The organism is Porphyromonas crevioricanis, from assembly GCF_900167225.1.
GTDB lineage: Bacteria > Bacteroidota > Bacteroidia > Bacteroidales > Porphyromonadaceae > Porphyromonas > Porphyromonas crevioricanis.
In genome coordinates this window covers 117442-131551 of sequence record NZ_FUXH01000004.1, presented here as the reverse complement: position 1 = coordinate 131551, position 14110 = coordinate 117442, and the positions used below count along the sequence as shown (strand labels likewise).

General features: G+C 44.5%; 14 protein-coding genes. 9 read left to right on the top strand and 5 right to left on the bottom strand.

The window, feature by feature from the left end; all coding sequences use genetic code 11:
* Nucleotides 1-27 precede the first annotated feature (27 nt).
* The 3 genes from B5D48_RS03745 to B5D48_RS03735 are packed head-to-tail and all read right to left on the bottom strand — an operon-like array spanning nucleotide 28 to nucleotide 3118.
* The gene (locus B5D48_RS03745; RefSeq protein ID WP_023936785.1) at nucleotides 28-1326 is read right to left on the bottom strand and encodes a bifunctional folylpolyglutamate synthase/dihydrofolate synthase; all 1299 of its coding nucleotides are present in this window, start codon (nucleotides 1324-1326) and stop codon (nucleotides 28-30) included.
* Complete coding sequence (locus tag B5D48_RS03740; protein WP_023936783.1) at nucleotides 1323-2585, bottom strand: adenylosuccinate synthase; 1263 nt, start codon at nucleotides 2583-2585, stop codon at nucleotides 1323-1325. Before B5D48_RS03740 ends, B5D48_RS03745 begins: the two co-directional genes overlap by 4 nt.
* Complete coding sequence (locus tag B5D48_RS03735; RefSeq protein WP_158441728.1) at nucleotides 2582-3118, bottom strand: hypothetical protein; 537 nt, start codon at nucleotides 3116-3118, stop codon at nucleotides 2582-2584. The genes B5D48_RS03740 and B5D48_RS03735 overlap by 4 nt, the downstream gene beginning before the upstream one ends.
* A gap of 409 nt (nucleotides 3119-3527) precedes the next feature.
* Between B5D48_RS03735 and pepE the strand changes: the two genes are divergently transcribed.
* The 4 genes from pepE to B5D48_RS03715 are packed head-to-tail and all read left to right on the top strand — an operon-like array spanning nucleotide 3528 to nucleotide 6527.
* Nucleotides 3528-4235 carry a dipeptidase PepE gene (gene pepE, locus B5D48_RS03730; RefSeq protein ID WP_023936779.1) on the top strand — a complete coding sequence of 236 codons (708 nt, stop codon included), beginning with the start codon at nucleotides 3528-3530 and terminating at the stop codon, nucleotides 4233-4235.
* Nucleotides 4236-4279: 44 nt separating this feature from the next.
* On the top strand, nucleotides 4280-4609 hold the full coding sequence (locus tag B5D48_RS03725) for a hypothetical protein (protein WP_023936777.1): 330 nt from the start codon (nucleotides 4280-4282) through the stop codon (nucleotides 4607-4609).
* A 29-nt stretch (nucleotides 4610-4638) separates the two neighbouring features.
* The gene (gene trmB / locus B5D48_RS03720; protein ID WP_023936775.1) at nucleotides 4639-5421 is read left to right on the top strand and encodes a tRNA (guanosine(46)-N7)-methyltransferase TrmB; all 783 of its coding nucleotides are present in this window, start codon (nucleotides 4639-4641) and stop codon (nucleotides 5419-5421) included.
* On the top strand, nucleotides 5421-6527 hold the full coding sequence (locus B5D48_RS03715; RefSeq protein ID WP_023936774.1) for an Mrp/NBP35 family ATP-binding protein: 1107 nt from the start codon (nucleotides 5421-5423) through the stop codon (nucleotides 6525-6527). The genes trmB and B5D48_RS03715 overlap by 1 nt, the downstream gene beginning before the upstream one ends.
* 134 nt (nucleotides 6528-6661) lie before the next feature.
* Here B5D48_RS03715 and B5D48_RS03710 read toward each other — a convergent pair whose 3' ends face one another.
* Together B5D48_RS03710 and B5D48_RS03705 are read right to left on the bottom strand one after the other, a co-directional pair.
* Entirely contained in the window at nucleotides 6662-7198 is a 537-nt protein-coding gene (locus B5D48_RS03710) for a ClbS/DfsB family four-helix bundle protein (RefSeq protein ID WP_023936773.1), read from the bottom strand.
* 84 nt (nucleotides 7199-7282) lie between these two features.
* Entirely contained in the window at nucleotides 7283-7750 is a 468-nt protein-coding gene (locus B5D48_RS03705) for an HU family DNA-binding protein (RefSeq protein WP_036888804.1), read from the bottom strand.
* Between the two features lie 657 nt (nucleotides 7751-8407).
* Between B5D48_RS03705 and B5D48_RS03700 the strand changes: the two genes are divergently transcribed.
* From B5D48_RS03700 to kamE, 5 genes are all read left to right on the top strand, one after another.
* Entirely contained in the window at nucleotides 8408-9028 is a 621-nt protein-coding gene (locus B5D48_RS03700) for a hypothetical protein (RefSeq protein ID WP_078801674.1), read from the top strand.
* A 317-nt stretch (nucleotides 9029-9345) separates the two neighbouring features.
* A complete protein-coding gene (gene kamB, locus B5D48_RS03695) occupies nucleotides 9346-10356 on the top strand; it encodes a lysine 5,6-aminomutase reactivase subunit KamB (RefSeq protein ID WP_023936766.1) in 1011 nt (336 codons plus the stop codon).
* A complete protein-coding gene (gene kamC, locus B5D48_RS03690; protein ID WP_023936764.1) occupies nucleotides 10353-11738 on the top strand; it encodes a lysine 5,6-aminomutase reactivase ATPase KamC in 1386 nt (461 codons plus the stop codon). The genes kamB and kamC overlap by 4 nt, the downstream gene beginning before the upstream one ends.
* A 3-nt stretch (nucleotides 11739-11741) precedes the next feature.
* Complete coding sequence (kamD, locus tag B5D48_RS03685; protein WP_023936762.1) at nucleotides 11742-13313, top strand: lysine 5,6-aminomutase subunit alpha; 1572 nt, start codon at nucleotides 11742-11744, stop codon at nucleotides 13311-13313.
* Entirely contained in the window at nucleotides 13310-14110 is an 801-nt protein-coding gene (gene kamE / locus B5D48_RS03680; RefSeq protein WP_023936760.1) for a lysine 5,6-aminomutase subunit beta, read from the top strand. The genes kamD and kamE overlap by 4 nt, the downstream gene beginning before the upstream one ends.

The window sequence follows — 14110 nt, the reverse complement described above, 5'->3', positions numbered from 1 at the left end:
AAGTGATGATTATATTGTCTATGAAATCTATTTCTTCAGTAAATGAAGGGTGGAAAGCAGATCCGCCACAACGAAGTTACTCCCCCCGACAAAGAGCGCATCCTCTTGTGATGCTTTTTTTCGGGCAGAAGCCAATGCTTTCTCCACGGAAACGAATTTCTCTCCATCGAGGCCACAGCCTTTGGCCAAAGAGTATAACTCGTCCACTGGCATAGCTCTGTCTACCGAGGCTTGGCAGAAATAGTAATATGCTTGTTTGGGTAGAAGCTCCAGCACCTGTTTCACATCTTTGTCAGCAGCCATTCCAAAGATGATATGCAAATGTGTCACTTTGAGCTTCTCCAGACGACTCACAATTTGAGCTATACCTCCGGCATTGTGTCCGGTGTCACAAATAAGCAGAGGCGAATGCTCCAATACTTGCCAACGCCCCATCAAACCGGTAAGAGATATTACATTCCTAAATCCAGACTGTATAGCACTTGTAGGGATCTGGAGTCGTTGTTGCAAAAGGGTTATAGCCGTCATTACAGTACGAGCATTGATTGGTTGGGCATCTCCGGTCAAACCGGACTGTATCTCTCCCCACAAAGCTGTTTGATAGGAAATATAACTTTGGTCCTCGGATAGCTTTGCTTCCAAAATATGTTTACTATCCTCTGCAAAATAAATAGGGGCGTATTCAGTAGAGGCCTTTTGGGTGAAAATTTCCCTTAGACATTTATTAGCTTCTCCTACTACTACAGGAACATGAGGCTTAATGACCCCGGCTTTCTCGATTGCAATATCTTCTATCGTATTACCGAGGAATTGAGTGTGATCAAGGCTGATACCGGTGATGATACTCAACATCGGCTTGATGATATTAGTGCTGTCCAGTCGGCCTCCCATCCCAACCTCTATCACGGCTATATCCACCTTTTCTTTTGCGAAGTGGCTAAATGCCATCACTGTGGTTAGCTCAAAGAAAGAGGGTCTAAGTTTCTCCACAAGCGTTTGTGACTCTTTGGTGAATTGCACTACATATTCTTCCGATACCTTTTGCCCATTGACACGGATTCGTTCACGAAAGTCTACCAAATGAGGTGAAGTAAATAATCCAACTTTGTATCCAGCTTTTTGCAATACAGCAGCTAGTGTGTGACAAGTAGAGCCCTTCCCATTGGTGCCTGCCACGTGGATGCAACACAGAGCCAAATGAGGGTTACCAAAGGCTTCTGACAAGGCTATGACAGTACTGAGACCCGGCTTGTATGCCGAGCCTCCACTGTGTTGAAATACCGGAGTAGCGCGATAGAGATACTCGATCGCTTCCTGATAATTCATCGTATGATAGTCTGATTACGGTCTGGTCCTACGGAGACAATCAAGATAGGTACACCCAGTTCTTCTTCCAAAAAGTCGAGATAACGCTTGAAATTGACTGGGAATTGGTCGTCTCGAGTCATCTTGTCCATAGGCTCTTGCCAACCGGGTAATTCGCGGTATATGGGAGTAATATCATCTGTGATGTCATACGGGAAATCCTTCAGTTCTACGCCGTTGTGTCGGTACGCCACACATGCTTTAATAATGGGGAATGTATCCATTACATCGCTTTTCATCATGATGAGTTTGGTAACTCCATTTAGCATGATCGTATAGCGTAGAGCCACCAAGTCGATCCAGCCACAACGACGCCTACGACCTGTCACTGCACCAAACTCATGCCCTCTTTCACACAGTTCATTGCCGATTTCGTCATCCAATTCTGTTGGGAATGGGCCTGCTCCCACACGAGTACAATAGGCCTTGAATATGCCGAATACATCTCCGATACGTCTTGGAGCAATCCCCAAACCTGTACAACATCCCGAAGCAACTGTATTGCTGGATGTGACAAAAGGATATGAACCGAAGTCCACATCAAGCAATGATCCCTGTGCTCCTTCGGCCAGAACCTTTTTCCCCTCAATCAGGGCCTGATTGATCAGAAATTCGCTGTCTGCAAAAGTATATGTCCTTAGGTATTCAATTGCTTCCATCCACTCCTTCTCACAGGACTCCAACTCTTCTGTTGGATAGCCTAAGTCGGACAACATTTTTACGTGCCTATCTCTGGCTTTTTCGTATCGAACAGAGAAATCTTGCTCTATATCTCCTACACGCAGCCCATAACGCCCGATCTTATCCGCATAAGTTGGTCCAATACCTTTCCCGGTAGTCCCGATCTTGGCATCCCCTTTGGCAATTTCATTTGCAGCATCAAGCATCCTGTGTGTAGGCATTATCAGATGCGCCTTGCGTGAGATGACTAAGCGTTCTCGTAGGTTATGTCCGCTTTTGGCCAAAGCCTCAGCTTCTTCTCGAAACAAGACAGGATCTAGCACTATACCATTGCCCATCACATTGATCTTATCTCCCTGGAATATGCCACTCGGTATAGAGCGTAGCACATATTTCTGTCCCTCGAACTCTAATGTATGTCCGGCATTCGGTCCTCCTTGGAAACGGGCTACTATGTCGTAGGCCGGGGTCAATACGTCCACGATCTTTCCTTTGCCCTCGTCTCCCCACTGGAGACCGAGTAATACGTCTACTTTCATTTTTTATCTTTTTGAGAAACAGGGCCTATTGACCTCTGTTTATTGTTTTTATTTCTTGTGTGACTTAGTCTTCTCTTTTTGGAGCTACATTGGGCACAAATCCCGTAGAGAAATACCGAATTGCTACCCACTACGCAACCTTTCGGGTGGATGACGGAAAGGGTATTTAAGAATCGGCTGCGTTTATACAGGTGGATTTTATTGCAATACAAGCACAGGTGAGCTATGGAATTGGAGAAATGATAACCCAAAAGGTATCCGATTCCTGATCCTACCAATACAGGCACTCTCACCACTATAGCAGCTCGTTCCAATAGCATTAACGTGTCGTATATACAGTTACGACCGGCCTGCCCTCCCAAATCTCGGTGTCGCTCGTATACTGTGCGAGCCGAAAAAGGCTCTACCTCCTTGTCCAAAGTCAACACTGCACGAAGTATTTCAAAGCGTTCCGAGGTATGGTTCAACCCATTGGCTGCCAAATAATCCTCCAGCAAACGAGACAAATATGTATCCAATTCGGGCTGCTTCATTTCTAGACAAGGTAGAAATAGGCCGACATTGTCGGCTTCAGATTCACGTACAAATGTAACGAAAAAAGCAACTTTCACAGGCGACAGAGTTTATTCACTCTTTCCATTTACTTCAATCCTCACCGTATATCAGAATCCTCTGTAAATCTTAGCAGAGAGTTAGTTGTAAGACAACCGTGCGATCTATAAATAAAGCCTTATACGGGAAATAAGAGAAAATAAATTGACACGGGGCTCACCTGATGAAGAATGGGCTAATGTTTTGGATAAGTTTTATGTCAATTGTTCCTCTCACAAAGGAGCTGTTACTCTAAACTACTTACTATCTTTGCCAAGCGGGTAGAAAGCGTGAGCTGTCTATGCTGCTTAACAGTTACCAAAAACGACAATTAACAAACAAAAGCTCGTAATGAGACTATTACTTATCAGCAACTCAGCCAGTCCGGGTGAGGGCTATTTGGAAAAAGCCTCGGAACACATCTGTGAGTTCCTGGGCAATCGTCCCCTCAACATCGTATTTATCCCCTTTGCTGCGGTTACTTACACCTATGACGAGTACGAAGAGAAGGTCAATAAACGCTTTTCTTCTTTTGGCCAGCGTGTGGTGAGTATCCATAGGGCCCAGCGTCCGATAGATGCCGTGACGCGTGCTGATGCAATCGTAGTAGGTGGAGGCAATACTTTTATTCTGGTTAAGAAAATGCAGGAAATGGGGCTTCTGGAGGCCATTCGTGAGCGCGTGCTCGGTGGAGTGCCCTATATCGGGTGGAGTGCAGGATCCAATGTTGCTTGTCCCACTCTTTGTACGACTAACGATATGCCTATTGTTCAGCCTCGTTCTTTTGACGTCTTCAACTTTGTGCCTTTTCAGATTAATCCGCACTATCTCGATGCACACCCCGAAGGACACGGCGGAGAGACTCGGGAGCAGCGTATCGCCGAGTATCTCGTTGCCAATCCCAATCGTTGGGTTGTGGGGCTTAGAGAAGGCTGTATGCTGAAAGTGGAGGGTACTCAGATCTCAATGCAGGGAGACAAGACTTTGAGAGTTTTCCGTCATGGCAAGGAGACTGTAGAACTGAAGCCGGGACAAGACTTGCATTTCCTTTTGCAATAATTAAGTATAGAACATAAAACATACTATTCGGAATCTTTTTACCTATGAATGAGGATTTCTCCAAATACGATGACCAGGCCGCTGTAGCCTTTATTCGTAGCAATCTGTCCAAAGGTCTTTCTGCCAAGTTGGATACAGACAAGCTCACCTATTTTATCGACCTTATCTATGACTATTACGAGAGTCGTGGCTACCTCGATGAAGATACCGACGGAGATACTGATGTTGATATAGATATAGATATAGATGTAGAGGAGATGTGCGAGTACATCCAGAAGAATGCCAAGCGCGATGAGATTGGTCACTTTTCGATTGAAGAAATTGAAGAAATTGTAAATGCTGAGATGGATTACTGTGACTCTTTGCAGAGATAAAAACAGATTAGAATAGATACACATCGAAATTGAGCAAGAATAAATTATCCAAATTCGCCGATATGGAGCAATACGAACGAGTATTGCAATACCCCTTTGCCAGACTGCAGGCTGAGGGGTTTCCGTTTCGGGGTAGTTGGGCTACAGAGCTTTTTGGCAACACGAAGCCTATTGTTTTAGAGTTAGGTTGTGGTAAAGGTGAATACACAGTAGGGTTAGCACGTCGTTTCCCGGATAAAAACTTTATCGGAATCGATATCAAGGGAGCCCGCATGTGGAGTGGGGCCCGTCAGGTCAATGAAGAGCACATCAAGAATGCTGCTTTTCTTCGTACTGACATTGGTTTGTTATCTGAGTTTTTCGCCTCGGAAGAGGTGTCTGAAATATGGGTTACTTTCCCGGATCCACAAATGAAAAAGGCTGGTAAGCGTCTTACAGGGACTCGTTTCTTGAAGCTATACAGTGAGATCTGCTGCCCGGGAGCTTTGCTGCATCTCAAAACAGACAGCCCATTTCTGTACACCTACACCAAAGCCTTGATTGAGGCCAATGGGCTTGAGCTGTTGCACGACACCTCGGATCTGTACGGAGGATCTTTTGCTAACATAGACAGGGATGTACTGGGGATACGAACATACTACGAACAGCAGTGGCTGGATAGAGGTCTTTGTATCAAGTATATCGCATTTCAGATACCTCAAGGCAAGATCCTCACGGAACCAGATATAGATATAAAACCTGATAGCTATCGTAGTTTTAATCGATCTCGCAGATCACTCGAAGCTATGGAAAAAAATAAGGAGATCAACTGATGAATATTACTAAAGAAGCAATCGTTGATGCACTGAGTAAAGTCCGTTACCCTGGCAGCGGAAAGAATTTAATTGAAGCCGGTATGGTGGAGAATATTTGCATTGAAGGTAAGCAAGTATCGTTTTCTCTTCGTTTTGCCAAGGCTAAAGACCCTTTCATCAAGTCTGTGGTGAAAGCCAGTGAGACTGCCATTCTCACCTATGTAGACAAGGATGTAGATATTCGGGATCATATATCGATTGTCTTGCCAGAAGAAGCTGTTGCTCCATCCGAACGACCTTTGTTGCCGGGAGTTAAGAACATCGTAGCTGTATTCTCCGGCAAGGGAGGAGTAGGCAAAAGCACTGTTACTGCTAATTTGGCAGTTGCCTTGGCAAGAGAGGGATATAAGGTGGGCCTGCTTGATGCAGATGTTTTTGGCCCATCTATGCCACGAATGTTCGATGCGGAAGATGCCAGACCTACTCTTGATGTTGTAGATGGAAGAGAATTGATTAGTCCGATTGAAGTACATGGAGTTAAACTCCTATCAATGGGATTCTTTGTGGATAAGCATAGTCCGGTCTTGTGGAGAGGAACAATGGCCAGCAATGCACTACGGCAATTGATTAGTGATGGCAATTGGGGGGAACTGGACTATTTCCTTATTGATATGCCTCCAGGCACAAGTGATATTCATCTTACGATGGTACAGACTATTGCCCTAACAGGAGCCGTAGTTGTGACGACTCCCCAACAAATAGCATTGATAGATGCAATCAAGGGTATTGGAATGTTTCTTGAAGACAAGATCAATGTACCCGTACTGGGGTTAATTGAAAATATGGCTTGGTTTACCCCGGCCGAGTTACCGGAAAATAAGTACTACATCTTCGGCAGAGATGGAGGTAAGAAATTGGCTGAAGAGTTAGGCATCCCGCTTTTAGCCCAAATACCATTGGTGCAGAGTATTTGTGAGGGATGTGACAATGGGGAACCGTCTGCAATCCAAGAGGACTCTCTTAGTGGTATTTATTTTCGCCAGTTGGCTCATTCATTGGTAGAGCGAGTTGCTTATCGCAATGAGCATCTCTCTCCGACAGAGAAGGTAAGCATGAATAGTTAGTGACATTGATGTTCTATTCTGTTTTCAGAAAGAGAGGGTGCTGCGTTGAATTTTATACACGGCACCCTCTCTTAAATTCTTGGTATATCGTTTGTGGCAATGCAATGTTTGCGTGGCTTGTAACGAGAGGTTATTTATTTTGAAGTCTTGATATGCGCTTTTATCTTCTTCATCGCCCAGTCGTAATGGCTTGCAGTTACCGAAACACAGTAGGAGCCGAGAGTGGAAGTCCCCGTCCAATCGAGAGCTCCCTTAGCAAAGAGTTCGTCGTTGGAGAATGTCTCAATTATGGTCATCACATCTCCATGGCTTTCTTTTAGCATTTTCTTCGCCTCTGCGAGCGATGTGCTTTGGTGTTTCTTCCAAAAACCGACATTCATTTTCGGATAAGTTTTCCAATTATACGGTTCTGGCAGAAAAGGTTTGTGCTCACCACCTTGACTGGATTTTACCCAATTCAATAATAACTGATGCCATTCGTACAAATGAACAAGTACATCACGCAAGTTTTTATCCCTGCTCCAATGTGCCTCCTTGCCCATTGTCGCCATTTCTTCCGCAAATGTTGCATCTTGTAGTCCCTCATTCATTCCGTCGATGAGTTTCCACAGTTTATCGAATTGCCCGTTGGCAGATGTTATCAAATCCGCTTTAGTCGTTGCTCGTGCCATACTAATACCCTTGTTTATTGATGTTGCACGGTAAAAAAAGTTGCGGAGCGATTGCCTCTATCAGCGGTCGCTCCGCAGGATTGATTAAGCACCCAGACCAGGATCCTCGCCTTCGTCAGGTTTGGGGGTAGAAGGCTTCGTGTCTTTCTTTGGTTTAGCGGTCGTCTGTTCGTAGCTCACGTCGGTAAGTGTAAAGTATTTGCGTGAAGGAGAAAGCCGAACAACCGGTTTTTCTATATGTTTTTGGACATTAAAGGCCTCACCTTGAGGAACGGATTTGCTTTTGAATGAAGGCTTGAGCGTACCCAGGTCTCCGAACTCTACGATGTCGCCATTTGCCACGATGTCTCGGGCAATCTCGGTAGCGTAGTTCAATACTGCTTCCACTTCCTGACGGTTAAATGTGGTGGATTTGGCCACCCGTTCGCAGAAACTGCGGAAACTCACTCGATGTCTGCCCGTTGGTTGGGCGATTTGCACGATTTTACCGGCATTTGGACCGACGTTCAATTTGCGTTCAAGAAGAATGAACTGCAATGGTTTGTTAGCCATAAATCAATAGTATTTCCTCCTATTACCTCCTTTGCCAAAGTCGGAGGTATTGACTTTCGGCAAAGGCTTCTTGTTCGATAACGCAAATGTATTTGATTTGACACAAAAAGCAACTAAGCTTTCCCAAAAAAGCTTAATTGCTTTTCTCCGAAAGCTTAGTTGCTTTTGCTCGAAAGCTTAGTTGCTTTTCTCAGAAAGCTTAGTTGCTTTTGTCTGAAAGCTTAATTGCTTTTCTCCGAAAGCTTAGTTGCTTTTGTCTGAAAGCTTAGTTGCTTTTGCCCGAAAGCTTAGTTGCTTTTGATGCCTTCATCAAGTGCTTCCCGAAAAAAAGATATTGAGCAATCGACAAAAGGATACGGAGCGATTGTGAATTAGCTCAGTATCTTTTGAACCTCCATTCGGCAAATTCTTTCTATCTGGTTGCCAACAGCAGGAAAATGCCTCTTGTGAATGCTTTATTCTCGATAAAGAATTTTACTACGTAGTGCATTTCTCTTTTTGTGTTGTTTTGCCACATATTTTTCGAACTTTGCCTCTACAAATGCCGATGATATATAAAAAGAAAGATTACAGATCTATTCCTAAAAAAGTTTGGACTGTTTTTTCTTTGAGTGTTTGACAACATCGTGAATGCTAAATTTATCTTTGAAAATCATTATGAAAAAAAGAATTACTCTATTATCCCTCTTGATTGTGTCTGTTGGTATGGTCTCTTCTTTATGGGCACAAGAGGCCAAAAAGAACAATGTCGATATTAACCTCAGAGGTGGTATCGGCGTGATGACTATGACCCACAAACTGATTACTCCGTTTGTAAGTAACACTTCAATGACAGCTGATGCTTGGATACACAGCAACTTGAAAATCGGAGTGGAGGTGTCTTTTTTGTCAATGACTTTGCAGGATCAGTTCCCAGCCCTAACACCAAAACAACACGAGCTCAATCAATTATTCGTAGGGCCGGTTATTTCATTCTGTAAGCGTTCTGAATTACTCCATGGATGGGGAGCCAACGCTTCGCTTTCTTTGGGATATACCTACCTCTCCAGAGGTAACAGTAAAGGGGCGTTGTCTGGAGCCTACCAGTCATTCAATAAAGATCAACATGCTTTTGGAGCCAATCTCAATGCGGAAATACGTCGATACATTGGCCATTTCTATCTCGGATTGGGTTATACGTTAGGTGTGAGAGTGTTTGAAATGGGAGCCACCTCAAATACAAATACCCTCTTTAATAGGATAGGAATTCCTCAGTTAGCATTAGGAGTTGTTCTGTAAAGAATAGGCATTGTCGTGACATCATCCCTGATGCAATAGGCCCATCATAATTGAAAAATCGGACGGAAGTAAATCTTTTTCGCCCGATTCTTTTATTTATCCCTTTCTTCTCGGGAAGCGAGGCCTTTGAGGCTTAGCTATTTCTCTCTCTTGGAAAATGATTTTTCAAGAGAAGAAGTCACGCTTTTGGGCAGCTCAACATGTCGACTGGAAGATTTGTTTAAGGTTCTTATAAGTCTTACCTTTGCGTGGCTTTTGCCCAGTGTTTGGGTTTGTGGGTGAGGCTCCTTTGGTGCGAAAAATATAAGTGGGTAAAGATGCCGTTTGTAAACGAGTTGGTCAAGTATCGTTCAGTGTCTATTGTTGGGATGTCCAAGAATGCCGGCAAAACGGAGTGTCTGAATTATGTGCTTGGACGCTTGGAGAACAGCTATGACCTCTCTGTCTGCTTAAGTTCAATAGGGATAGATGGAGAAAAACGCGATCAAGTAACAGAAACCGATAAGCCCGAAATCAGTTTGCCAGCCGGAATGTACTTTGTCACTTCAGAGAAACACTATTTGGAGCGACGGCTCACATCCGAGATACTCGACGTGAGTAATGAGCGTACAGCTTTGGGAAGACTCATTACTGCCAAGGTGATAAACAGAGGCAAATTGCTCATATCTGGCCCCTCTTCCACAATTGGACTTCGCAGACTTATCAACCATACTTCTCGCTTGGGGATAGACCTTACCATTATAGATGGGGCTCTTTCTCGGCTGAGTCTTGCTTCCCCAACAGTTTCGGAAGCTATGATATTGGCCACAGGAGCAGCTGTATCCAAGAATATAGGAGAGTTGGTACGCCAAACAGCTGCCTTGTATCGCCTAATATGTCTTTGTGATACGGGAAACCCTCATCTGGTAGAACGTCTGTTACCCCTTGAAAAGGGATTGTTTGGAATTGACAAAGACGGCTATGTACATGACTTGGGGATACGAACAGCCCTACAAATACCGAGAGACGAACTACCGATTTTGCAACAGTACAGTACCATCTATGCCGCTGGAGCTGTAAACGACAAGTTACTCGAACAGCTCAGGGTGGATGCAGCCGGATGTAGACTGATAGTTCGCGACTTTACTCGTATCTTCGCCAAGCCTACTGCTGTGGATTTGTTTCTGCGCTCGGGAGCAGAGCTTCGGGTTTTGTTTGCTACAAAGCTTATCGCTCTTACAGTCAATCCGCAATCTCCGGACGGCTACCTCTTGGATTCAACCCGATTAAGGGAGGAAATGCAGGCTGCGTTGAAAATACCGGTGTATGATGTAAAGCAAATGGGATGAGGTTACGAGATCATATCAAAACAGTAAAGGGTATACGCTATTTAACCGAAGAGCTGGAGCTTTTGTCTCCAGCCGGCAGGCGTTGTATGCTCGACTTACCCATGATGACATCTGCCACGGAAATAGAGCAGAGCCTAAACCGTTTGGAGCTGGTACTCGACTGTATGAAAAACAAAGAGTTGCTCAAGGCTATTTCCGAGATTGCTCTACGCTTGATGCAGTTGCGTGATGTGGAAGGCTCAGTTACTGCCGTATATAGTGGAGCGATGCTCACGGATATAGATCTTTTTGAGATAAAAAACTTGGCCCTCATCTCTACTTCTGTAGCTGAGATCCAAACTCAATTACCTCATGAGCTGCCTCTCTTACCGAATTTGGATGAAACAGTCAAGATACTTGACCCCGAAGGGAAGCGTATTCCCACTTTTATGGTATACGACAGCTATAGCATAGAATTATCCGAGTTACGTAAGCAGTACCGTAATATCCCTGAAGGAGATGAAAAAGAAGCTCTTTGGATACAGATTTCTCAGGTAGAGGATAAAGTCAGACGTAGGTTGAGCCGTATGCTCCAGCCTATGGGGCCTGCCTTGAAAGAGGCTCTTGACTTGTTGGGCTATTACGATTTACTCATTGCCAAGGCTAAATTGGCTCTGACGCAGTCTTATGTAAGACCTCGTATAAACACTGAAGGCCGTATATCTTATAGCAATCTAAGGCATCCTCAAGTAGAAGCTATCCTAAAGACACGCGGGCAGAAATTTCAACCGGTAAGCATAACATTGTCCCCCGGTGTAGCTTTAGTTACCGGGGCTAATATGGCTGGTAAATCCGTCCTTCTTCGGTCTCTTGCTGTCGCTCAATTAATGTCTCAATATGGGTTCTTTTTGCCGGCTTCTGATGCCGATATCTATCCTGTAAAAGAGGTAATGCTATGTATTGGAGATGCCCAGGATGAAACAGAAGGATTGTCTTCCTATGGAGCTGAGATGGTCAGACTTTCTGAGATTTGCCATTTGGTGGCTGGAGGAGAGAGTGTATTAGCTCTGATAGATGAGCCGGCACGTACCACTAACCCGACAGAAGGACAGGCGATTGTAAGCGGTTTGGTGGAACTACTAACAGCTTATTCGCAGACTATAGCAGTTGTGACGACTCACTACAGTTCTGTTGATGTTCCCTGTCGCAGACTTAGAGTGAAAGGGTTTGTCGAAGAAAAGGTAAAATTGCCTCTCCATGTCAATGAACTGAATAGTTGCATCGATTACAGCTTGGAAGAGACCGATACATCGGATGTTCCTCATGAGGCCATTCGTATCGCTCAAATCCTGGGAGTATACCCCGATCTAATTGACAGAAGTATAAAGTATATCAAGAGATAAAGAATGAGAACAAGTAAAGTAGGTATTGACTACAACAAAGTAGATCATGCACGGAATGTGGCTGGAGAAATAGCCAATGATGTGCAGAGCTTTGTAGACCGATATACCACCGTAGCCGTGGAGCGCACGCTTTGCCGTTTGGTAGGCATAGATAATGTGGATGAAAATCAGGTGCCTCTTCCTAATCGTGTGGTAGACAGTCTGAATGAGAAGGGTGTGCTAGAGCATGGTGCTCTGTTCTTTTTAGCTAATGCCATGTTGACCACAGGGAAGACTCCTCAAGAACTGGCTGAAGCTGTAGCAACGGAAGATTTAGATCTGACAAGCTTTGAATTCAGATCTCGTCAGGAGGTAGCGGATGTACTGGCTCCTTTCATCAAGGCCGGAATGGACAGAATAGCCGCCAACCGCAAGCGACGTGAGGATTATATCAATACCATTGGCGAAGGATCCAAACCTTACTTGTATATCATTGTTGCCACAGGTAATATTTATGAAGACGTTATACAGGCTCAAGCCGGAGCACGTCAAGGGGCAGATATTATAGCTGTGATCCGCACCACGGGGCAGAGTTTGCTCGACTATGTTCCCTATGGGGCGACAACCGAGGGGTTTGGTGGTACGTTCGCCACACAGGAGAATTTCCGTATTATGCGAAAAGCTCTTGATGAAGTAGGCGAAGAGGTTGGTCGTTACATCCGGCTCTGTAATTATTGCTCAGGGCTTTGTATGCCAGAAATTGCTGTGATGGGAGCTTTAGAAGGCCTTGATGTAATGCTCAATGATGCTCTGTACGGGATTCTTTTCCGAGATATCAATATGCAGCGCACGCTCGTAGACCAATACATGAGTCGTGTTATTAACGGTTTTGCCGGCGTTATCATCAATACCGGAGAGGATAATTATCTAACTACAGCTGATGCTGTGGAACAAGCTCACACGGTATTGGCTTCCGACCTGATCAATGAGCAATTTGCTTTGGCTGCCGGTTTACCAGAAGAGCAAATGGGCCTTGGACATGCTTTCGAAATGGATCCTACTCTCAAGAATGGCTTCCTATACGAACTTGCTCAAGCAATTATGACTCGTGAGATATTCCCTAAAGCTCCACTGAAGTATATGCCACCCACCAAGTTTATGACAGGTAATATATTCCGTGGACATATACAGGATGCCCTGTTCAATATTATTGGTATATGGTCACACCAAGGATTGCAGCTCTTGGGGATGCCTACCGAAGCTATTCACACTCCTTTCATGAGTGACCGTTATCTCTCTATCGAGAATGCACAATATATCTTCAACAATATGCACGATATTGGAGAAGAAGTCTATTTTAAGGAAGATGGTATCATACAGAGTCGTGCTAGAGAAGTTTTGGATAAGACCATTGAACTTCTTGAACAAATCAGGGAGGAAGGTCTCTTTACTGCTTTGGAGCTGGGAATCTTCGGTGATGTTAAGCGTCCAAAAGACGGAGGAAAGGGACTCAGTGGTGTATCTATCAAAGGTGCACATCACTACAATCCTGTAATAGAATTGATGAAGACCTTTAATATGGAGGGCAAGCTATGAGTGAAGGACTCTATTCTACCGAGAAAAAAGATTACGACCAGACACTGGATCTAACCAAGGTGAAGCCTTATGGCGACACTATGAATGACGGTAAGGTACAGCTTAGTTTTACCCTCCCTGTACCCGAAGGAGAAGAAGCCATAGAAGCGGCTAAGCAATTACTACGCAAGATGGGACTAGAGAATCCTCAGGTAGTGTATTACCATGAGCTCACCAAAGGGTTTACATTCTTTAATTGTTATGGCAGTTGTCAGCACACCGTGGACTATAGTTCTATCTATGTTCCCAAGGTGGAATCTACTAAATGGAGTATGGATGAAACGGATCAATTTATCCGGGAGCACATAGGTCGTCCATTGGTTGTTGTTGGGGCCAGTACCGGTACAGATGCCCACACAGTAGGGATCGATGCGATCATGAACATGAAGGGGTTTGCCGGTCGCTATGGTCTGGAGCGGTATGAAATGATAGAGGCATATAACTTGGGAAGCCAAGTGCCGAATGATGAGTTCATTGCCAAAGGATTGGAACTGAATGCTGATGCCTTGTTGGTATCACAAACTGTCACTCAAAAGGATATCCACATCAAGAATCTCACAGAGTTGATAGAAATGGTGGAAGCTGAAGGCCTTCGAGATAAAATGATTATCGCTTGTGGAGGTCCTCGTATTAGCTATGAGTTGGCCAAAGAGTTAGGTTATGATGCCGGTTTTGGAGCGAATACTTATGCTGATGATGTCGCTTCTTTCATTGCACAGGAAGTAGACCGAAGACTTAATGCCAGAACAGAGGACTGA

Coding starts and splice junctions, on each gene's coding strand:
- B5D48_RS03745 (WP_023936785.1), bottom strand. CDS start 1,326: ATGAATTATCAGGAAGCGATCGAGTATCTCTATCGCGCTACTCCGGTA.
- kamC (WP_023936764.1), top strand. CDS start 10,353: ATGAGGTTACGAGATCATATCAAAACAGTAAAGGGTATACGCTATTTA.
- B5D48_RS03710 (WP_023936773.1), bottom strand. CDS start 7,198: ATGGCACGAGCAACGACTAAAGCGGATTTGATAACATCTGCCAACGGG.
- kamE (WP_023936760.1), top strand. CDS start 13,310: ATGAGTGAAGGACTCTATTCTACCGAGAAAAAAGATTACGACCAGACA.
- kamD (WP_023936762.1), top strand. CDS start 11,742: ATGAGAACAAGTAAAGTAGGTATTGACTACAACAAAGTAGATCATGCA.
- B5D48_RS03705 (WP_036888804.1), bottom strand. CDS start 7,750: ATGGCTAACAAACCATTGCAGTTCATTCTTCTTGAACGCAAATTGAAC.
- kamB (WP_023936766.1), top strand. CDS start 9,346: ATGCCGTTTGTAAACGAGTTGGTCAAGTATCGTTCAGTGTCTATTGTT.
- B5D48_RS03715 (WP_023936774.1), top strand. CDS start 5,421: ATGAATATTACTAAAGAAGCAATCGTTGATGCACTGAGTAAAGTCCGT.
- B5D48_RS03700 (WP_078801674.1), top strand. CDS start 8,408: ATGAAAAAAAGAATTACTCTATTATCCCTCTTGATTGTGTCTGTTGGT.
- B5D48_RS03725 (WP_023936777.1), top strand. CDS start 4,280: ATGAATGAGGATTTCTCCAAATACGATGACCAGGCCGCTGTAGCCTTT.
- B5D48_RS03735 (WP_158441728.1), bottom strand. CDS start 3,118: ATGAAGCAGCCCGAATTGGATACATATTTGTCTCGTTTGCTGGAGGAT.
- B5D48_RS03740 (WP_023936783.1), bottom strand. CDS start 2,585: ATGAAAGTAGACGTATTACTCGGTCTCCAGTGGGGAGACGAGGGCAAA.
- pepE (WP_023936779.1), top strand. CDS start 3,528: ATGAGACTATTACTTATCAGCAACTCAGCCAGTCCGGGTGAGGGCTAT.